The organism is Microlunatus sp. YIM B11417 (assembly GCF_059617205.1).
The window spans coordinates 1,028,507-1,048,703 of the sequence record NZ_JCAMPJ010000001.1; the positions used below are offsets into that span (position 1 = coordinate 1,028,507).

Consider the following 20,197-nt stretch of genomic DNA (forward strand, 5'->3'; position numbering starts at 1 on the left):
ATCACAGTGCAGTGTCATAATACGGGGGAACGATGAACGATTCCGCGGCGACGCCACCGGTCAATCAGCGACGGGCGTTCCTGTCCGGGATGGGGCTGGCGGCCGTCGGTGGCGGCGTGGTCGCCGCGGCCTTGGCGCCGTCCCCGGCCGCGGCGGCCACCGACTCGCCGGCCGTGGTGGACACGGTCGGCCAGTTGGCGGGCAGGCCGGCCCAGCCGGGTGATCTTGCGCTGGCTCGCGGCTACTCCCGGATCGGGGACGTACCCGGGCCGCTGCTCTATCGCTCGGTCGCCGACGATCCGCCGGCCGTGAACGGCGGAACCGTGGTGCGCGGGCGGGGACGGTCGGTCTGGGTCCTGTTGCACGACGGGGTCGTCGACTTCCGGCGCTTCGGCATCGTCGACGCCTCCCGTCCGGCCGACGACGCCCTCGACGCGATGCTCGCCGACCCGGCGATCCACCGGATCGAGGCGCACACGCCGCTCAACTTCACCCGGCGGCACCGCACCGACCGCTCCGCCGTCGAGCTCGACTTCGGCCATCAGTTGATCACGACGCGGGGCATCGAGGACGCCGCCGCGGACGACCCGTTCGCCGCCGTGATCTTCTTCCGGGGCAAGATCACCGACGAGGTCCAGACGGCGACGCTGAAGGAGGTCGTGCCCGACCTGGCCGACATCCTCCCGGTGGCGGATGCGTCGTTTTTCTCGGTCGGCTCGTGGTACGCGGCTGAGGTCAACGGTCTGGCCGGCCGCTGGGAGCGGGAGTTGCAGCGGCTGCTCCAGGTGACCGAGATCGTCGACGACACCCACATCCGGGTCAACTACAAGATCGGCTGGGAACTGGGGGAGGATCGCTCGATCACCTGGACCAGAGTGGAGCCCGTCCGGGACGTGCGGGTCGCGAACCTGATCTTCGAGGGCGGCGGCAAGGATCAGTTCACCGGCTCCCACCCGCTCGCCTTCGAGTACGCCGTGCGGTGCGACGTCGACAGCGTCGAGGCGACGAAGACGTTCTGGCCGGTCGTGATGCGCCGCTGGAACACGTACTTCCGGACGACGAACTGCTCCCTGGCGAACCCGACCTCGGTGACCTGGGGCGGCGCCGGCTACCTGACCCAGCAGATCTACTGCCTGTACGGGTACGTCGCGAACTGCCACACCTCCAACGCGCGGCACCTCAACGACTGGACCGCGAGCGCGTACGGCCTGGTCGAGAACTGCCACGGCGACGGAGATGATCAAGGACCGTTCGTGACCCATGGACAGTACGAACACGACCTGACCTACGTCGGCAACTCGGGCTTGATCACCTTCGCGAACTCGGGCGCCGCCTGGGGTTCCGCGGCCAAGCGGATCACCGTGCGCCAGCACGTCTGCTCCTGGTTCGTGGCCCGGGTGAAGATCACCGACCTGACCCTCGAGGACGTCCAGGTGATCGGCAAGCCCGCACTGGCCGGGTCCGGGATGCTGTGGATCAACGCCGACGGTGCACAGCTCCGCGGCTGTGCGGCCAGCGGCCCGCTCGTCGTGACCCAGCAGTCGAGCCGGTCCGGCCGGCCGACGACGATCAGCGATTCCTCCTTCGCCTTCGCGGCCGGGGCGGCGCTGACCAACACCACGGTCACCGCGCCGATCACCTTGATCGACACCAGCCTCCGCGGCATCGACGGCATGATCATGGCCGGGGCGGGGGAGCTCACGTTCCGCGGTTGCACGCTGACCTCCGACGTCGACTCGGCTCCGGTCTCGATCACCGTGCCGCGGGCCCGGTTCGAAGGCTCCACCCTGACCGAGGTCCGGCTCGTGATGGCCGGCGACGAAGATCAACACCTGGTCGTCTCCGGCAGCACGATGACCGGCTCGGGCACCGGGATCGACCGGTCCGGCCAGGCCGAACTCACCGTGCTCCTGGACGGCTCCGACTTCCGCCGTACCGACGAGGCCGGGGTGCATGTCCGCCTGATCGAGGGCACCAACCACTACCGCGCCACCGGCTCCCGCTTCACCGGTGGCCGGCTCGAGCTCGAGACCGGTGGCTTCGCCGCGCCGTCGACGCTGATCCAGTCCGGCTGCCTGGAGTCCGGCGTCACGAGAACCGACTTCCCGGTCGACGGTGAACGGGTGACGACGATCGGGAGCCTCAGCCTCTGACGCGCCACCGTGGATGCACATGAGTTGTGCAAAATTTCTGTGCACAGTTATTGTGTACGCATGCCCGAGAACATCCGCCTCGATTCCGCGGCCGTCCGTGTGCTGGCCCACCCGCTGCGCTCGCGCCTGCTCTCGGCCCTCCGGCTGCACGGCCCGGCGACGGCCACCGAGCTCGCCGATCGGCTCGGGACCAACACGGGCGCGACCAGCTATCACCTGCGCAAGCTCGAAGCAGTGGGGCTGGTCGAGGACACCGACGAGGGTGAGGGCAAGCGCCGGATCTGGCGGGCGACCAGCCAGTACCACTCGTGGCGGCCCAGCGACTTCGCGGGCGACGACGACGCCGAGACCTCGATCGGCTGGCTGACCCGCGACTACGTCCGGTATGCGGCCGAGCAGATGCAGCGGTGGTTCGACGTCGAGCACAGTTGGCCCGCCGCCTGGCGGGACGCGATCGGAGTCAGCGACGACGTGGTGCGGTTGACCGCGGCCGAGGCCCAGGCGCTGCACGACGAGCTCAATGCCGTGATCACCCGGTTCAAGCAGAACCACGTCGAGGGCCCGGACTCGCGCCGGATCTCGGTCTGGCAGCTGACCTATCCCGTCGATCTCGATCAGCCATGACCGGCACCGTCCTGTCGCCGGGTGCCGCGCGCCGAGTCTTCCTGGCGTTGACGTTCACGCGCTGGTTCCCGGTCGGACTGGTCGTCGGACTGACCACGCTGCTCCCGATCGAGCGCGGGCTCACGGTCGCCGAGACGATGCTGGCCTGGTCGCTGATGGGCTTCATGGTGTTCGGCCTGGAACTGCCGACCAGCGGGTTCGCCGACGCCTTCGGTCGCCGCCCGGTGTACGTCACGGCAGCAGTGATCAACGTGATCGCCATGATCGCGTACACCGTCGCCGATTCGTTCTGGGCCTTCGCGCTGGCGGCCGCGCTGATGGGTGTCTTCCGCGCGCTCGACTCGGGCCCGCTGGAGGCCTGGTTCGTCGACACGGTGCACGCCACGACGCCCGGGGCCGACGTCGACCGCTCGCTGGCGGCCCACGGCACGGTGCTCGGCGGGTCGATCGCGGTGGGTGCTCTGGTGTCCGGCGGGCTGGTGCTCTGGAATCCGTTCGGCTTCGCGTCGGCGCTGTTGCTGCCGTACCTGGTCTCGACCGGGCTCACCCTGGTCCACCTGCTCGCCGTGGTGATCTTGCTCAAGGAGCCGCGGACCCGAGCCGGGGCCGGCGGTGCGCGCCAGGCGCTGGCTTCGGCCCGGCAGGCCCCGGTGGTGATCCGCGACGGGCTGCGGACGCTGCGGGACAACAGGGTGCTGCGCGGGATCGCCCTGGTCGAGGTGTTCTGGGGTGCCGCGATGCTGGTGTTCGAGTCGTTTCAGCCGATCCGGCTGGCCGAGTTGCTCGGCAGCGAGGAGCAGGCCGGGGCGCTGATGGGTCCGGTCGCCTCCGTCGGGTGGGGAGTCTTCGCGCTCGGCGCAGCCCTGGCCGGCCTGAGCTCCGCCCGGGTCGGTGTCGCCCGGACCGCGATCCTGGCCCGGATCCTGAACGGTCTCGGCGCCGTCGTCATGGGCCTGGTCCTCGGTCCGGTCGCGCTGATCGCCGCCTACCTGGTGACGTACGGGCTGCACGGCTCCGCCGGCCCGATGCACAGCGCGCTGCTGCACCGCGAGGCCGTGGCGGCCAACCGGGCCACCGTGCTGTCGATGGATTCCATGATCGCCTTCGGCTCGCTCAGCCTGATCGGCCCACTGGTCGGCTGGCTGGCCGGAGCGACCTCGAACCAGCTCGCCATGATCATCGCCGGCGCCTTCAGCCTGATCGGCGCCGCCTGCTACCTGCCGGCCCTCCGCGCGGAACGGCAGCGGGCTGCGCTCGGGAGCGGTGTTGACACTGTTTTATAGTCGAGGTACAACTAAGTGTCATGAGGCAGGTCGATGCTCACCTGATCGAGGCGGCGATCGCGGCGGCGCGCGAAGGTGATCGCGACGTGGCCGACGTGCCGCTGGAGGCGATCGCCCGGGCGGCCGGCATCTCGCGCAGCACGCTGGTGCGGCGTCTCGGTGGCAGCCGGGCCGTTCTCGACCAGGCGGTACGGGAAGCGGGGGTCGATCCGGGCGGCCGGCTGCCGGTCCGGGATCGGGCCGTGGCGGCCGCGGCGGGCCTGATCGCCGACCGCGGCCTCGGCTCGGTCACGCTCGCCTCGGTCGCGGAGCAGGCCGGCTGCTCGCTGCCCGCCGTGCATGCCGCGTTCGACGGCCGGGACAGTCTGCTCGCCGCCGTGTTCGACCGGCACAGCCCGTTGCCGGACCTGATCGCGTTGGCGCAGGCTCCACCGGCCGAGCTGGACCAGCTGGTGCGCCGGGTCTGTCGGACCCTGATCACGGTGCTGCAGCGGGAGCCGCGGGTCTTCCCGGCCCTGCTCGGTGACCTGTTCAGTCGCCCGTCCGGACCGGCCGCGGAGCTGATGCGCGGCAATGCGCCCAAGGTCGCAGCGGCGCTGGCGGCGCTGTTCCGGCCGCACCAGGAAGCCGGCGCACTGAGGTCGCTGCCGCTGCCGGTCCTGCTGCAGTTGCTGATCGGGCCGCTGCTGCTGCACGTCGTGTTGCGGCCCGGGCTCGAGGACGCCCTGCCGATGCCGCCGATCGACGAGGCGGTCGAACTCTTCGCCGCTGCCTTCCTCCGGGCCGCGGGCACCCGACCTGACTAGGAGCTGATCATGAAGGTACGCCAGGCCGCGCTCGGCAGCGCGCTGTTCTTCCTCGTCGGGCCGGGCACGGTGGTGATCTTGATTCCCTGGCTGCTCAGCCGGTGGCGGTTCGATGCGCCGCCGCCGGGGCTGGACTGGCTGTCGATCGGCGGCCGGGTGGCCGGCGTGGTGTTGATCTTGGTCGGCGGCGGGTTCCTGGTGCACGCCTTCGTCCGGTTCGTCGTCGAGGGGTTCGGCACGCCGGTGCCGGCGGCGCCGCCGAGCCGGCTGGTGGTCGGCGGAGCGTACCGCCATGTCCGCAATCCCATGTACGTGGCGATCTTCGCCGCGGTCGCCGGCCAGGCGCTGCTGTTCTGGTCGGCTCCCGTCCTCGGCTACCTCGGGATCGCGGTCCTGGCCGTCGTGTCCTTCGTGCGGCTCTACGAGGAACCGCACCTGCGCCGCCGGTTCGGCGACGACTACGTCCGGTACTGCGGGAACGTGCCGGGCTGGCTGCCCCGGCTCCGGCCCTGGGTCGCGGTCACTCGTTGAACCGCGTGATCATCCCGGAAGAGCCGCTCGTCGGGTGTACCTGTGGGGGACGGGACTGAGGGTAAGGACACCCCCACAGGACACCCCGAGCGGTCACCAGCGGAGGTCCGGGGCGGGACCTCCGCTCACTGGTTCGGCCTGGTGGTCGGGTACCGGACAAAGTGCAAACCGCCACCGATGACCGCGCCAGTGAATGGTGCCGTCTTTGGGAAGCAGAGCCCCGCAGAAGGACCATGTGAGAGCCCTGTTTGCCCTGCTTCACCCTTCTAGACACCCCAGTCGTCGCCGATTGACGCCGCTTTCGAGTGATCTGGGTCACAGGATCGGGTTGGTCACCCGTCGAAGACGATCTCGTTGTTGTTCGGGTCCTTGTCGGACTTCCCCGGCTCACTGATCGTCATCCGGCCGACCAGCGCGTCGGCGGTCGTCGCGACGAACAGGGTGAGTGGCCGGTCGTCCCGGGACGGGCCGAACAGCCGGCACTCGACCGTTCCGCTCGCCGTCGGCAGGCACACCGCGTTCTGGCGCTGGAAGCCCGGCTCTGCCCAGGCGTGGTCCAGCCCCTCGAACTCGACGGTGACCACGCTGCTCGCCGTGGCGTCGGTCAGATAGACGTCGAGGCGGTGCACGCCCGGTGCCGGTGTCGAGTGCTCGGCCCGGGCGATTCCGAGGTTCTTGCCCGTCCGGGAGGGCGTCGGCGTCGGCGTCGGGCTCGGCGGTGGCGAGGTCGGCGGAGTGGAGCTCGGCGGTGTCGACGTGGGCGGGGCCGAGGACGACGGCGGGGCCGAGGTCGGTGGGGCGGACGTGGGCGGTGCCGACGTGGGCGGAGCGGAGCTCGGTGGCGCCGAGGTGGGTGGCGCGGAGCTGGGGGGCCGCGAGGTCGGCGGCGCCGAGGCGGGCGGTTCGGAGGTGGGCCGTCGCGAGGTCGGCGGAGCGGAGCTGGGCGGCTCCGAGGCAGGCGGCTCGGACGTCGTCGGCGGGGCCGAGGTCGGGGGTGCCGACGTGGGTGGTGCCGACGTCGGCGGCTTGGACGGGGCCTTCGAGGCCGGTGGCTTCGACGGCGGTTCCGCCGGGCGGGTGGGCGGCGCCGGCGGTGGCGGCGGTGCCTGGGTCGGGCCGTTCGACGCGGCGCCGCCGATGCCGGGCGCGGACACGTCGGGTGTGGCCGTCGGCATCAGCGCCCGGCCGAGCAGGACGGCGAGCACCACGACGATCACCACCCCCGCGACCGGGGCAGCGACCCAGGCCCGCGAGGTCCGCGGCCGCGGCGGCCGCAGCCCGGTCGTCGCGGCCGCGGCGGCGACCTCCGGCTGCCGCAGAGCCAGGTAGGCGCCACCGCCGCCGGCGACCAGGCCGCCGATGAGGATGCCCGCGATGCCCGACTTCGCCGCGGCCGGGGCCAGCGCGGCCAGCCGGTTGCAGTTGTCGCACTCGTCCAGGTGCCGGTTCAGGGCGTTGCGCTGGGTCCGGCTCAGATCGTCCGGGTCCTGGCGCAGCAGTTCTCGGGTGGGCAGGCACTCGTCGCCCTCGACGGCCAGCTTGGCCATCAGGACGTTGGACAGCCCGCGCCGGGCCCGGTACGTGAGCGAGCCGACCGCGGCCGGAGTCGTGCCGAGATGCTGGGCGGTCACCTCGAGCGAGTCGCCCTCGATCAGGGTGTGCCACAGCACGACCTGCCAGCGCTCCGGCAACTCGTAGAACGCTTCCGCGACGAGACCGGTGAACGGCGCCTCGTCGTCGCCGAACTCCTGCTCGAACTCGCCCAGGTCGTCCACCAGGACGTAGCGGTCGTCCGAGCGGATCATCGACACGAAGGTGTTGTGCACCGCGCTGATCAGGTACGGCCGGAACGCCGCGTCCGGGCCCTTGCCGTCACCGAGCAGGGCGAGCGTCTTGGTGAACGCCTCGGCCGCGATGTCGTCGGCCCGACTCGAGCCGGCCAGCTTGCGCGCGTACGTCAGCGCGGCTTCGTGGTGGCGTTCGAAGAGCAGACCGGCCGCTTCGGGGTCGCCGTTCCGACACTCCCTGATCAGCTCCGCATCGCTCGGCGCCTGCGGATCGTCCCAATCATGGTCGGACGTCATTGCGTACTTTCGCTCCCCCTGGCGACCCCGGAATCGTCACAGCCGATGACCATGATCACCGAGATGACGATGGCCCACCACCTGCCGCGCCCGATCGCCACATGGTGGACGAGTTCTGACCGGGAAAGGCGGAAGCCCGGTCAGGGCGCGGTCGGCGGCTCCCCATCATCGCACTGATCAGGGCCTGAGTCCGAATCCGCTGCTATCAGATCTTTGAGCCCGAACCCGTCGTCGGGCCCGGTCCGGATGATCTTGACAACCTCGCAGAACGTGAGCGGTTGCCGGAGAGAACGCTCGGGGGTTCGCCCCCTCCGGCAACCACCACCAGACCGTAGTGGATCACGACCCCGGTTGGGAACCTTTGATCTCATCGAATTCCGATCAGTTCCCCGAACGGCCGGAATAGGACCCTCGGAGCCGGGGTTGGGGCCTGGCGTGCGCTTCGGACTCTCCTGGAACTCCGGCTTCTTCGGCCTCGATCCGGAACAGCTGATCACCGTGGCCCGGCGGGCCGAGCAGGTCGGCTTCGAGTCGATCCAGTTCCCCGAGCACATCGCGCTGTATCCGGAGGCGGAGGTGGGCGGGATCCCGTTCCCGTCCGACGCCGCGATCGCGGACCCGCTGGAGTGTCTGAGCTTCGTGGCCGCGGCGACCGAGCGACTGCTGCTCGGCACCGCGGTGCTGCTGCTGCCGTACCACGATCCGGTGGTGCTGGCGAAGCGGCTGGCCACGATCGACGTGCTGTCCCGCGGCCGGCTGCGGCTGCTGACGATCGGCGTGGGCGCTCTGCCCGGCGAAGCCGCAGCGGTCGGCGTCGAGTACGCCAGCCGCGGGCGCCGGGCCGACGAGGCGATCGAGGTGCTGCGGGCGCTCTGGGCGGGCGACCGGGACGGCGTCGATCACCACGGCGAGTTCTTCGCCTTCGACCGGATCTGTTCCTTCCCGAAGCCGTACGCGGGCGCGCCGTTGCCGATCCACGTCGGCGGTTCCAGCCTCGCCGCGGCCCGGCGGGCCGGCCGCAACGGCGCCGGCTACTTCCCGGGCGGCCGGCTCACCCCGCAGCAGCGCGCCGAGCAGTGGCAGGCCGCCCGCTCCGCGGCCGCGGCGGCCGGCCATGACCCGAATGCTCTCGAGCTCACCCGTTGGGGATCGCTCGACCTGACCCGCGACGAGGTGGCGGCCCGGGCGGCCGAGGGCGTCACCCGCCTCGTGATCAATCTCGGCTCGCCGGACCTGGACGGCCAGCTCGCCGAACTCACCGGGTTCGCCGAGCGGCTGGGGCTGCCCACCACCTGACCCGGCGCGCCGGGTCAATGATCAAGGGCGTCGGCGGCCCGGGCCAGCAGGACGGTCAGCGCCCCGGCCACGAAATGATCTTGGTCCGAGGAACGCCGGGCTTCGCGGACGACCTCCCGCAGTTTCCCGAGGGACTCGTGCAGCCGAGCCCCGGAGGGACCGTCCGAGACCAGGGCGGCGGTGAGATGGCGCAGGGTGGCGGCGAACGCCGGTCGCAGCCGGTGGCCCAGGGCGAGATCGTCCCGCTCGCTCGATTCCCAGTCGACCAGCAGCCGGACCACCTCGTCGACCACCTCGGCGGTCGTCTGCAGCGCGGCGGACCGCCGGACCTGGGCGGCGATCCAGTCCTGGTGGCGGGCCAGCCGCCGATTCGCCCGGGACGCCTCGCGGCTTCGCGCGACCGCGGCCCGGGCGGTCTCGATCACCGGGTCGAGGCGCTGCCGCCGCCGCTCCCATTCCTCCGGCTCCAGGGGGCCTTCGTGCTCCAGCCAGCCGGCCAGCGCCTCCAGTTGCTCGACCAGGCCGTCGCGGAGCCGGTCCAGGGCCCGTTCCGACGGGGTCAGCGGCAGCGGCGGCAGCAGCAGGTTGAGCCCGATCCCGATCGCCGCCCCGACCAGGACCAGGCCGGCGTAGGCGCCGATGTACTCGACCGGGTTGCCGTCCCCGATGATCAGGACGAACACGGCGGCCATCGCGACCCACGGGCCCTGATCGCCGAACACCCGCCAGCCGACGCAGAGCAGGGCCGTGCCGACGACCGCCGCGACCTTGATCACGTCCGGCACCGGGAGCAGGTCCACCGCCCGGGCGATCACGGCGCCGGCCAGGATCGCCGCCACCGACTGGACGGAGTCCCGGATCGAGCGGACCACGGTCCCGGTCGCGGCGACCACGGCGCCCAGCGGGGCATAGTACGGATAGTCGGAGAGCGGGGCCGGCGCGAGGGTTCCGACGAACCAGGCCAGCGTCGCCGCGACGGCGCCCTTGGCCGCGAGCGACCACCCGGGATGGCGCAGCCAGGTACGACGGACGGCCCCGTACAGCCCGTGGACCGTGGCGGTCCGCGGCTGGGTCGACGTGTTCATCGGTGCGGCTGCACCCCCGATCCGGCTCGTGCTCGCTGTTCCCCGTACCCGGTCCGCGGGCGGGCAATCCGTCGCGACGCTCTCACCGGATTCGGTTGGCGCCCGGGTCCGCTGGGTACGCGAAGGCTCGTGAACGATCAGCGCCCCACACCGTCGTCGGGACAGCCGTCGGAGGGACCGTCCGGCTACTCGACCGCCGAGACCTCGTACGGAGGCGCGGACGCGGTCCCGGACACCCCGGACGCGCTGCCGAACGACGAGAACGAACCGCCCCGGCTCCGCCAGCCCGAATATCCGGACGATCCGGCGTGATGTCGCTGGCTGGGATCGCGCTTGCATCCCGGACCTGACCTGCCCAGGATCTCCGTATGCCCGACTCGAGCCGGCCTCCGTCCCTGACCGCGATCGCCCGCCCGAGCGGTGCCCTGGCGATGGTCGCCATGGATCAGCGCGACAGCCTGACCACCATGTTCGCCGCTGCCGGCGTCCAGGCCGGACCGGCGGACCTGGTCGAGTTCAAGCTCGCCGTCGCCCGCGCCCTCGGCCCGCTGGCCTCCGGCTTCCTGATCGATCGCACCTACGGCTTCGACCGGGTCCGCGCGGAGCGGCTGCTGCCCGACGGCACCGGCCTGATCCTGGCCGCGGACGACCTTGATCAACAACCGGGCGGCCCGGTCGACGACACCGACCTGGACGCCGTCGTGCTGGCCGACGACTTCGACCTGACCGGGGTCAGCGCGATCAAGCTGCTGCTGATCTGGCGGGACGACGAGCGCCGTACCGAACGGGTCGAACTGGCCCGCCGGTTCACCGCCGCCGCGGCCGAACGCGGCCTGCTGTCGGTCCTGGAGCCGGTGGTCCAGCCGGCCCGCGGGCAGGAGACCGGCTTCGACCGGGAGCAGGCGATCCGGACCGCCGCCCGGGAGCTGAGCGTGGTCGGGCAGAGCCTGTACAAGGTGCAGGTGCCGCTGTTCGGCAAGGCGGCCGGCGACGAGCTGGACCGGGCCTGCGTCGCCCTGAACGACTGCATCAGCGGACCCTGGGTGGTGCTCTCCCAGGGCGTCGCGGCCGCCGACTTCGCCGACGCGGTCGCCGCCGCCTGCCGGGCCGGGGCGAGCGGCTTCCTGGCCGGCCGGGCGCTCTGGGCCGACGTCGTCGGGCGGGCCGACCTGGCCGACGCGCTGCAGCAGGTCTCGGTGCCGCGGCTGCAGAAGTTGATCACCATCGTCGACGAACTGGCCACGCCGTGGGATGCGCGATGAACGAGCCGGTGCTGGGCCTGCTGCACACCGGGGCGATGCATCCGCCGGTGTTCGACGCCCTGGTGGCCGGCCAGGTCGCCGACGACGAGCGGTTGCGCGGCGCGCAGCGGGTGCACGTCTGCGACGCCTGGCTGCTGGACACCGCGATCGCCGACGGGGTGACCCCGCTGGTCGTCGAGCGGATCGCCGACCACGTCGAGGCCCTGGCCCGGCGCGGCGCGACGGCGGTGTTGATCACCTGCTCCTCGATCGGCGAGGCGACCGAGGAGGTGGCGGCGGCCGCTTCCGTACCGGTGGTCCGGGTGGACACGGCGATGGCCCGGGCCGCGGCGGCCGAGGCCGCCCGGCGCGGCTGCGGCATCACGGTGCTGGCGACGCTGGCGTCCACGCTCGGCCCGACGACCCGGCTGGTCGAGACTGCGGCCGGCGGTACGGTCGCGGTCCGGTCGCTGGTGATCGAGGACGCCGTGGCCCGCCGGGAGCGCGGCGATCAGGCCGGGCACGACCGGCTGATCCGCGACGCGGTCGAGGCGGAGCTGGCCGGCGACGCCGTGGTGGTGCTCGCCCAGGCTTCGATGGCGGGCGCCTTGGCGGGCGCGGATCCGCGGGTCTTCAGGTCACCCGAGTCGGCGGTCCGGAGCCTGGTCGAGGCCGCCCGCGCGGCCCTCGCTCCCGGTCGCTGACGCCCGGCGGCCTCAGCCGGCGGCGGGCACCGCGGCCGGGGCGGGCGCGTTCAGGTTCGCCCGGAGGTCCTGGGCGGCCTGCTCGCCGTACGCCTGGCCGATCCGGTCGGCGAAGGCCCTCGGCTCGAAGGCGTACTCCTGCGGGCCGATGGCCTCCAGCACCAGCGCGGCGGTGCCGCAGCCGATCTGGGCGGCCCGCTCCAGGCCGAAGCCGCGGTGCAGGCTCCAGAGGAACCCGGCCCGGAAGGCGTCGCCGCCGCCGGTCGGGTCGGCCACCCGCGCCACCGGCACGGCGGGCACCGTCAGCGTCGGCTCGGTCGCGGACTCGATGGTCACGCCGTCGGCGGCCTGGGTGATCACCCAGCGGCCGACCCGGGACAGCACCTCCGCCTTCGTCCAGCCGGTCTTCTGCATCAGCAGCTCGGACTCGTACTGATTGGTGAAGAGGTACGCGGCGTCCGCCACCAGGCTGCGGATCCCGTCGCCCTCCATCAGCGCCAGCTGCTGGGAGACGTCGGCCGCGAAGGGGTAGCCGTTGGCCCGGCACTCGTCGGTGTGGGCGAGCATCGCGGACGGGTCGTTCGGCGCGATCACGACCAGGTCCAGCCGGCCGACCCGGTCCTCGATCGGCTTCAGCTCGATCCGGCCGGCCTCCATCATCGCGCCGGCGTAGAACGTCGCGATCTGGTTCTGCGCCTGGTCCGTCGTGCAGACGAACCGCGCCGTGTGGTGGGTGCTCGAGACGTAGACCGACTTGGTGTCCACGCCGTGCTGCTCCAGCCACGGCCGGTAGTCGACGTCGAAGTCGGCCCCGACCGCGCCGACCAGGATCGGCGTCATGCCCAGCCGGCCGAGCGTGAAACTGATGTTCGCCGCGACGCCGCCGCGGTGGATGTCGAGCTGATCGGCCAGGAAGGACAGCGACACCGTCTCCAGCTTGCCGTCGACGAGACTGTCGGTGAAGCGACCCGGGAACTGCATCAGGTGATCGGTCGCGATCGACCCGGTGACGGCGATCTGCATGGCGTGTGGCCCCCTGTTCACGTCAGGGACGTGGTTGCCCCTGAGGTCGTGCGCACCGGCGACGATACCGAGGTGCCCGGTTGGCGACCAACCGCCGTACGTCATCCACGGCGCGTCGCGGCCGACGAGATTCAGTCAGCCAGGCGCTGCCCGTACTGGACCAGACAGAACTCGTGACCCTCCGGATCGGCCATCATCACGACGACTCCCTCGGCGTAGTCGTGCCGCTCGCCGGTGAACCGCCCACCGAGCTCGACCACCCGCTCCATGCCCCGGTCGATCGCGTCGACGGCGACGTCGAGATGCAGCCGGACCTTGCCGCGGCTGGGCTCGGTGACCGGCTGGAAGACGAGCCGGGGCAGCGCATCCCCGGGCTGCCCGAGATAGACCCAGCCGGGCCGGCTGGGCCCGGCCGGCCGGTCCAGCAGCGCGCTCCAGAAGCCCGCGACGCGGTCCACGTCGAGGCAGTCGATCGTCACGCCGACCCATCGCGCCGTGCCGTTCGGTCCGCCGTCCTCCGCCATCCTGACCTCCTCGGGCCGGGGTTCCGGAGCCGGCCGCCGGAACGACCGTACGCTCCTCGCTGGATCGGCCTCCTAGAGTGGCGCCGTGCGCGCACCTGTGGACGAAGTGACCCGCTTCTGGGGACTCGGCGGCGAAGCCACCCCGCTCGGGGCGTCCGTCGCGGTCCGCAGCGAGGTCGCTCCGGCGCTCGGCCTGGCCAATTTCCTGTACGGCCTGCGCCCGAGCACCGCCGCCGACCTCGACCGCGACCTGGCCGAGTGGCGGCCGGGCGAGCACGCCCGGATCGTCATCGAGCCGGACACCCCGGCCTGGGTCGAGGCCGAACTGCTGCTGCGGGACTGGGACCTCGAACGGGAGTACCGGCTGGTGCTGCCGGCCGGCGAGCGGCTGACCGGAGTGGTCCCGCCGGCCGAGGTCCGGCCCGCCGCCGAACTCGACCCGGACTGGTCGCTGCGCGGGGACCTGTTCCGGCTGGACCATCTCGAGGAGGACGCGCGGCACGGCGACGCGCCGCGCCCGCAGTCGGTGACCGACGCGATCGTCGCGTACCGGCGAGTCCTCGAGCGGTACGCCACGTACCTCGGCGTGGAGCGGGACGGCGAGCTGGCCGGATTCCTGTGCTGCTGGCGTACCCCGGAGGGCCGGGGTGTGATCGAGGACGTCTTCGTCCAGCCGCGGCACCGGCGCGCCGGGCTGGCGAGCGCGCTGCTGCACGGCGCCGTCGATCTCCTGCGCGGCCAGGACTGCGGCGAGATCACCATCGCCGCCGAGGTCGGCGACACCCCGGTGCACCTGTACCGGCGGCTCGGCTTCCGGCCCGGCAACGTCCAGCGCGGCTACGTCGCACGGCCGAGACCGACCCGCGAGCGCGGCTGAGGCTGCGTCATACTGCGGATCCGAACGGGAGGAACTTTCATGACCGATCCGGTCTCGAGCATGCTCGAGGCCCAGGAGGCGATGGGCAACGCCACCTGGCTGCTGCTGCGCCAGGAGAAGTGGGCGCCGATCATCCTGGCGACGCTCTCCACGGTGCTGGACCGGGGCCAGCATCAGATGCCGTCCGAGGAGTTCCACCACCGGGTCAGCCGGACCTTCGACTCGCTGCGGGAGGAGGTCGACGACTTCCCGGTGCCGCGCGACGACCCGAAGGCGGTCCGGTCGGCGTGCAAGGCCTGGGTCGAGAAGGGCTGGCTGCTGCGCCACACCGACGCCGGCGGCGGCGAGGTCTACCGGATGTCGGCCGAGGCGCGGGAGGCGATCCGGATCGTCCAGTCGATGACGAACACCCGGGCCGCGGTCAGTGAGTCGCAGGTACGGGTCGTCCTCGACCGGGCCCAGCGGCTGGCGCTGAAGGCGACCTCGGATCCGACGGCGCGGATGCACAGCCTGCGCGGCGAAATCGGCCGGCTGGAGTACGAACTCGCCCGTCACCGCGCGGAGCTGGAGCGGCTGGAGGCCGGCGGCCCGGTCGATCTCACCGACGACGAGGACGTGCACAACGAGTTCCTCCTGCTGCGGGACGACATCGACCGGTTGCCGAGCGACCTGAAGCGGGTGGAGGAGTCGTTCCACGAACTGGCGCAGGAGCTGCTCAGCGCGTTCTTCTCCGAGACCCGGCCGCACGGCGAGGTGGTCGCCGAGTATCTGGCCAAGGCCCGGAACCTGGCCCAGTCCGACCGCTACGGCCGCGGCTTCCAGCAGGCCAAGCGGCTGCTCACCGATGCGGGGGAGCGGCAGCAGTTGCAGGAGCACATCGCCACGATCCTGACCCACCCGTTCGCCGACACCTACCTGTCGCCGCGGGCCCAGGCCGACCTGCGCGGCACCGTGCACATGATCGGCGACAGCGTGTCGGCGGTGATCGAGCAGCGGCGCGCGATGACCCGGCGGCTCACCTCGTTCATCCTGTCCAACGACACCCAGCGGGAACGTGAGCTCGACGACGCGCTGCGGGCGGTGCAGGCGGCCCTGCGCGGCTGGTCCGCCGAACACGGCCCGCGGGCGACGGTGCCGTTGCCGGTCGGGCACCACGCCGAGGACGGCGAGGATCCGGACGGCCCGGTGATCGCCGTCGGCGAGGTCGGCGTCGCCGGGATCGCCACCCTGCGCGAGAAGCCTCGCCAGCAACGGATCCCGACCTCGTTGAAGCCGCTGTCCGCTGCCGACGGTACCGCTCCGGGCGACTTCTCGGCCGACGAGCTGCGGGCCAAGGGCGGCCCGTTCTACGAGGAGCTGGCGGCCGAGATCCGGCGGGCGACCGTGCGCGGCCGGATCGCCGCGTCGGCGGCGCTGTTCAACGGACTGCCCGATCAACTGCGCCGGCCGGTGGACCTGCTCGGTCTGCTCACGCTGGCGACCGAGCTGGGGGCGCTGCGTCCCGGGCTGCCGGTCGAGGAATACCACGCGGTCCGGCCGGACGGGTCGACGGTGACGTACCTGGGGCCTGCCCTGACGTTCGTCGACACGGTTCAGGTCCGCTGATGAAGAAGGGGAGTACGGCCTCCGATGACTGACACCCAGCTCGAGCAGGACCAAGATCAGGAAGCGGTCGCGGACCTCGATGATCTCGAGATCGACGACGGCGGGGACGACCGGGTCTACTTCGACGGTGACACCGGCACCCTGCGGTTGATCACCCGGCGGGCGCTGGTGCTGCTGCTGAAGCGCACCCACGTCGCCGCCTATCGGCATCAGCGCGAGTACCAGGCGATCGTCGACGACGCCGACGAGCTCCGGTCCCGGCTGAACGACATGTTCCTGGAACTGGTGATCGACCCGGTCAACGAGGTCGCGTACAAGCGCCAGGCCGGGCAGGAGCTCGGCCGCGCGTTCCCGACGTTGTTGATCAACCGCAGCTACACCCGCGACGAGATCGCTGTCCTGCTTCGGATCCGGGACGCCCACCACCGGGCCAAGCGGGACGGCGAGGAGGCCGCGTACGTCGAGCGGTCGGAACTGCTGGAGACCCTGCAGTACATCCGCCCGGCCGACGTCAAGGACCAGGTCCGGGCCGACGCGGTCGCCGTCCGCGCGATCGAGCGGCTGACCGAAGATCGTTTTCTCCAGGTCACCGAGGATCCGGACCGGCTCCGGATCTCGCCGGTGATCGAGACGCTGCTGACCGTCGAGCAGCTGCAGGCGTTCACCGAGGCGTTGACGGTCGACGGCCCGCCGGAGCAGCGCGCCGACTCCGGCGACGACGCCGACGACAGCGACGACGGTGACGAGCCGACCAGCGAGGAGGGCCGATGACCCAGTCCGAAACGATCACGCCCGAAACGATCATGCCCGAAACGATCATGGACGAGTCGGCCGGGGCGGACGTGATCATGGACGAGCCGGCGCAGTCGGCGCTGCTCAGCCCGGTCGACGACCGGAACCAGCAGTGGCGCGCGGAGGCGTTCCTGCTCTGCAACTGGGGCGGTTTCGACGGCGTGCACCGGGTCGAGCTGGACCCCGAGTCGACCTTGATCTCCGGGGCCACCGGGGCCGGCAAGTCGACCATCCTGGACGCGTACACGTGTCTGATGCACCCGAACAAGCCGCTCAACTCCGCCTCGAACGAGACCGGCGCCAAGACCCGCGGTGAGGGCATCCGGTCGCCGCTGACGTACGTCCGGGGCGTCTACGACCACACCGAGCAGCCGGACGGCTCGATGAAGCCGCTCCAGCTGCGCGGCGACGGCGCCGACACCTGGTCCTGCATCGCGATGGTGTTCGCCTCGACGACCGGGGCCCGGTTCACCCTGCTCCGGCTGTTCTACGCGCCGCGCGAGGCGGCCCGGATGGGGGACCTGCAGACCCGGTTCGCCACCTACACCGGCGGGCTGCGGGAGCACCACATCGTCGAACTGTTCGAGCCGCTGGCCGTGAAGTCCTTCCGCAAGGACCTGATGGAGCGGGGCCTGCCCGGACTGCGGATGCTGACCCCGGGCGACTACGCCGACCACGCGCAGCGGCAGCTCAACATCGGTTCGCACTCCGAGGGCGGCGCCAAGGCGCTCCGGCTGCTCTACGACCTGCACGCCGGCTCGGCGGTGACCAGCGTCGATGCCCTGTTCAAGCAGCTGGTCCTGGAACGGCCCAGCACCTTCGCGGTCGCCGACGCCGTGATCGGCTCCTTCGATCATCTCGACGAGATGCACCGCGAGATGCGGGACAAGGAGAAGCAGGCCCGGATCCTGGCCGACATCGAGGAGCACCATGCGTCGCTCCGGGACGCGCAGGACGAGATCGAGCGGGTCGACACGCTCAAGCTGCGGGACCCGGACCGGTCACCGTTCGTGCTGTGGGCCGAGACGCGCAAGGACGCGTTGTTCGAGGCGGCGATCGGTGCCGCGGCCGAGGCGGAGCTGGCCGCGAAGACGGCGAAGTCCCGCTGGGACGACCGGGTCAAGGAGCTGACCGCGCAGGTCAAGGAGAAGCGGCGCCAGTGGGCCGATCTCGGCGGCGCGGAGATCGAGGCGCTGGACGCGACCCTGGAACGGCTGCAGCTGCGATTGGGCCAGGTCGAGAACTCCCGGAACACGTACGAGCGGGCGACCCGGGAACTCGGAATCCAGACGCCGCAGACCGAGGACGATTTCGCGGCGGCCCAGAGCCACGCCCGGGAGTTCCTGGCCAATTACGCCGACGAGGAACGGCGGCTGCGGCAGGACGTCCGGGACACCACGCTGCGGCACGGCGAGCTGAAGGCCCAGTGCGAGGCGGCCCGGAAGGAGGAGGCCGAACTCGGCCAGCGGGCCGGCAACATCCATCCGGAACGGCATCGGATCCGGGTCGAGTTCGCGCACGCCGCCGGACTCGCCGTCGAGGACCTTCCGTTCGTCGGCGAACTGATCGACATGGCCGAGGAGTACGACGCGGACTGGCGGGTCGCCGCCGATGCGGTGCTCGGCGGCTTCGCCAACACGATCCTGGTCGACGAGCGGCACCGGAACACGTTGCGCAAGGCGATCGACGGCCTGCGCAGCCCGCTCCGGATCGAGTACCGCGGCGTCGCCACCGGCCTCGACATCCCTGCCACAGCAGACGAGGCGGTGCTGGCCGGCCGACTGCTGGTCAAGCCCGGCAGCCCGTTCGAGGGCTGGCTGCGGCAGCACCTGAACCGCGAGTTCGTCCACGAGTGCGTCGACCGGGCGGAGGATCTCGGTGACGGCGATCAGCCCCGGGTCACCCGGTCCGGGCAGACCCAGCGGCGGGGCCGCGGCGCCCACGGCGGCCACGGCCGGCGCACGATCGGCTTCTCCAACGACGCCCGGCGGGCCGAGCTGCGCGCCGAGATCGAGCGGCTGGAACCGGAGATCTCCGAACTCGAGACCTATCTCGACGCGGTGGAGAGCGACCGGGAACGGCTGGTCCGGCGCCGCAGCGGCTGCGAACACATCGGCCACACGCAATGGTCCGAGATCGACGTCGCCGGCGCCCGCCGAGAGATCGACGACTACAACGGTTCCAAGGCGCAACTGCTCTCCTCGAAGGACAAGCTCCAGGCGCTCGGCGAACACCTGGCGGAACTGGAGGCCGAGCGGGAACAGGCGCAGAAGTTCTCCTGGGAACAGGAACAACTCGCCGCCGGTTGCGAGCGCCGGCGCGGCGACCTGACCGAGGGCGCCGACCAGCTCCGGGAACACCTGTGGGCGATGCAGGACGACGAGTCGATCGTCCTGACCGACGACCAGCGGGAACTGCTCGACAAGGCCCTGGCCGACAGCACCTGGGACGGCACGCTGGAGACGTTCGACGAGTACGTCGACCTGCGCGGCAAGCAGCCGGGGCATCTGCCGCGGGAGCTGGCCAACAGCCAGAACCTGGCCCAGAGCCGGCTGGAGACCGCCGTGACCGGTCTGACCAGTGCCTTCGCCGCCTTCCAGAACGAGTGGTACGACCCGAACCGGGGGACCGGTCTCGCCTCGTACGAGGACTACCACGCGATCCTCACCGACCTGCGCGAGCAGGGGCTGAGCGAGCAGCGGCAGGACTGGGCCCGCCAGGTGATCGAGTGGGGCGGTGAGGACCTGATGACGCTGCACAACGCGTACGACCGGACCCACCATGAGATCGAGGAGCGGCTGCGGCCGATCAAGCGGATCCTTGCCGAGATCCCGTTCGGCAACGACACCACGCTCGACATCAACAGCTCGGCCCGGACGCCGGGGGTCGTGGTGTCGTTCAAGAACGCGCTGCGCACGCTGGCCAGCGGCTCGATGGACCCGCGGATGGGGCTGGACGAGATCGAGGCCAAGTTCGAGGCGATCCGGTCCACCGTGGACCGGATCCGGCCGCAGGGCGACGAGCGCGAACGCAACCTGCTGCTCGACGTCCGCAAGCACCTGAAGGTCACCGCCAGCGAGGTGGACGGCAACGGCATCCGTGGCGCCGGGTACGACTATCTCCGCGGCAAGTCCGGCGGCGAGACGCAGACCCTGACCGCGTTCATCGTCGGGGCCGCCCTGCGCTACCACCTCGGCGACGAGGAACGGGACCGGCCGCGCTTCATGCCGGTGGTGCTGGACGAGGCGTTCATCAAGGCCGACGTCCGGCATGCGGCGCGCGGCGTGGATGCCTGGCGGCGGCTCGGGTTCCAGCTCGTCGTCGGCGCCCCGGAGGGACAGTTCAGCGCCCTGGAACAGTCGATGGGGATCGTCATCGGCGTCACCAAGGACAGTGCCGAGCGCTCGTACCCGATCCATCTGGCCCGCAAGGGAGCCGGCGAGCGCGCATCGTGATCATGATCACCGTCGTGGACGAGTTCGGCCGTTGAAGGTCACCCGGGCGGGAATTCGCCAGTGCCGGTGATCCTGGTGTGATCGAGTCCTGGCCGGGAGGACCGTGGCGATCAT

The 20,197-nt window shown here is 71.5% G+C and carries 17 protein-coding genes; 13 read left to right on the forward strand and 4 right to left on the reverse strand.

Annotated elements, in window-relative coordinates:
* Positions 1-32: 32 nt before the first annotated feature.
* From AC6CCG_RS05250 to AC6CCG_RS05270, 5 genes are read left to right on the forward strand one after another with little or no spacing between them, the layout of a single operon-like run.
* Positions 33-2,153 (forward strand): hypothetical protein, encoded by a 2,121-nt coding sequence (locus tag AC6CCG_RS05250; protein ID WP_496653414.1) that lies wholly within the window; start codon positions 33-35, stop codon positions 2,151-2,153.
* 60 nt (positions 2,154-2,213) lie between these two features.
* Entirely contained in the window at positions 2,214-2,777 is a 564-nt protein-coding gene (locus tag AC6CCG_RS05255; RefSeq protein ID WP_496653415.1) for an ArsR/SmtB family transcription factor, read from the forward strand.
* On the forward strand, positions 2,774-4,060 hold the full coding sequence (locus tag AC6CCG_RS05260; RefSeq protein ID WP_496653416.1) for an MFS transporter: 1,287 nt from the start codon (positions 2,774-2,776) through the stop codon (positions 4,058-4,060). The genes AC6CCG_RS05255 and AC6CCG_RS05260 overlap by 4 nt, the downstream gene beginning before the upstream one ends.
* Before the next feature lie 20 nt (positions 4,061-4,080).
* Complete coding sequence (locus AC6CCG_RS05265; protein WP_496653417.1) at positions 4,081-4,866, forward strand: TetR/AcrR family transcriptional regulator; 786 nt, start codon at positions 4,081-4,083, stop codon at positions 4,864-4,866.
* A gap of 9 nt (positions 4,867-4,875) precedes the next feature.
* On the forward strand, positions 4,876-5,397 hold the full coding sequence (locus tag AC6CCG_RS05270; RefSeq protein ID WP_496653418.1) for a methyltransferase family protein: 522 nt from the start codon (positions 4,876-4,878) through the stop codon (positions 5,395-5,397).
* A 332-nt stretch (positions 5,398-5,729) separates the two neighbouring features.
* Here AC6CCG_RS05270 and AC6CCG_RS05275 read toward each other — a convergent pair whose 3' ends face one another.
* Positions 5,730-7,481 carry an RNA polymerase sigma factor gene (locus tag AC6CCG_RS05275; protein WP_496653419.1) on the reverse strand — a complete coding sequence of 584 codons (1,752 nt, stop codon included), beginning with the start codon at positions 7,479-7,481 and terminating at the stop codon, positions 5,730-5,732.
* A gap of 435 nt (positions 7,482-7,916) precedes the next feature.
* Here AC6CCG_RS05275 and AC6CCG_RS05280 point away from each other — a divergent pair, with 435 nt between their 5' ends.
* The gene (locus tag AC6CCG_RS05280) at positions 7,917-8,777 is read left to right on the forward strand and encodes a TIGR03619 family F420-dependent LLM class oxidoreductase (protein WP_496653420.1); all 861 of its coding nucleotides are present in this window, start codon (positions 7,917-7,919) and stop codon (positions 8,775-8,777) included.
* 14 nt (positions 8,778-8,791) lie between these two features.
* On the opposite strand, the gene AC6CCG_RS05285 is transcribed toward AC6CCG_RS05280, so the two are convergent.
* Positions 8,792-9,862 (reverse strand): FUSC family protein, encoded by a 1,071-nt coding sequence (locus tag AC6CCG_RS05285; protein ID WP_496653421.1) that lies wholly within the window; start codon positions 9,860-9,862, stop codon positions 8,792-8,794.
* A gap of 129 nt (positions 9,863-9,991) precedes the next feature.
* On the opposite strand from AC6CCG_RS05285, the gene AC6CCG_RS05290 reads away from it, so the two are divergent.
* Genes AC6CCG_RS05290 through AC6CCG_RS05300 form a run of 3 tightly spaced genes read left to right on the forward strand, consistent with a single transcriptional unit; the run spans position 9,992 to position 11,807 of the window.
* Positions 9,992-10,174, forward strand: coding sequence for a hypothetical protein (locus AC6CCG_RS05290; RefSeq protein WP_496653422.1), 183 nt, complete (start codon positions 9,992-9,994; stop codon positions 10,172-10,174).
* A gap of 56 nt (positions 10,175-10,230) precedes the next feature.
* Positions 10,231-11,124 carry an aldolase gene (locus AC6CCG_RS05295; protein ID WP_496653423.1) on the forward strand — a complete coding sequence of 298 codons (894 nt, stop codon included), beginning with the start codon at positions 10,231-10,233 and terminating at the stop codon, positions 11,122-11,124.
* A complete protein-coding gene (locus tag AC6CCG_RS05300) occupies positions 11,121-11,807 on the forward strand; it encodes an aspartate/glutamate racemase family protein (RefSeq protein WP_496653424.1) in 687 nt (228 codons plus the stop codon). Before AC6CCG_RS05295 ends, AC6CCG_RS05300 begins: the two co-directional genes overlap by 4 nt.
* A 12-nt stretch (positions 11,808-11,819) precedes the next feature.
* Here the strand turns inward: AC6CCG_RS05300 and AC6CCG_RS05305 are convergent, their stop codons facing one another.
* Together AC6CCG_RS05305 and AC6CCG_RS05310 are read right to left on the reverse strand one after the other, a co-directional pair.
* Positions 11,820-12,830, reverse strand: coding sequence for a carbohydrate kinase family protein (locus tag AC6CCG_RS05305; RefSeq protein ID WP_496653425.1), 1,011 nt, complete (start codon positions 12,828-12,830; stop codon positions 11,820-11,822).
* A gap of 131 nt (positions 12,831-12,961) precedes the next feature.
* Positions 12,962-13,354: a VOC family protein gene (locus AC6CCG_RS05310; RefSeq protein ID WP_496653426.1), complete on the reverse strand. Its 393-nt coding sequence runs from the start codon at positions 13,352-13,354 to the stop codon at positions 12,962-12,964.
* A gap of 85 nt (positions 13,355-13,439) precedes the next feature.
* Here AC6CCG_RS05310 and AC6CCG_RS05315 point away from each other — a divergent pair, with 85 nt between their 5' ends.
* From AC6CCG_RS05315 to AC6CCG_RS05330, 4 genes are read left to right on the forward strand one after another with little or no spacing between them, the layout of a single operon-like run.
* Complete coding sequence (locus AC6CCG_RS05315) at positions 13,440-14,231, forward strand: GNAT family N-acetyltransferase (RefSeq protein ID WP_496653427.1); 792 nt, start codon at positions 13,440-13,442, stop codon at positions 14,229-14,231.
* Between the two features lie 39 nt (positions 14,232-14,270).
* A complete protein-coding gene (locus tag AC6CCG_RS05320; protein ID WP_496653428.1) occupies positions 14,271-15,836 on the forward strand; it encodes a DUF3375 family protein in 1,566 nt (521 codons plus the stop codon).
* Positions 15,837-15,860: 24 nt separating this feature from the next.
* Positions 15,861-16,607, forward strand: coding sequence for a DUF4194 domain-containing protein (locus AC6CCG_RS05325; RefSeq protein WP_496653429.1), 747 nt, complete (start codon positions 15,861-15,863; stop codon positions 16,605-16,607).
* Positions 16,604-20,083, forward strand: a complete 3,480-nt coding sequence (locus tag AC6CCG_RS05330) for an ATP-binding protein (RefSeq protein ID WP_496653430.1) — start codon at positions 16,604-16,606, stop codon at positions 20,081-20,083. Before AC6CCG_RS05325 ends, AC6CCG_RS05330 begins: the two co-directional genes overlap by 4 nt.
* Positions 20,084-20,197: the final 114 nt, after the last annotated feature.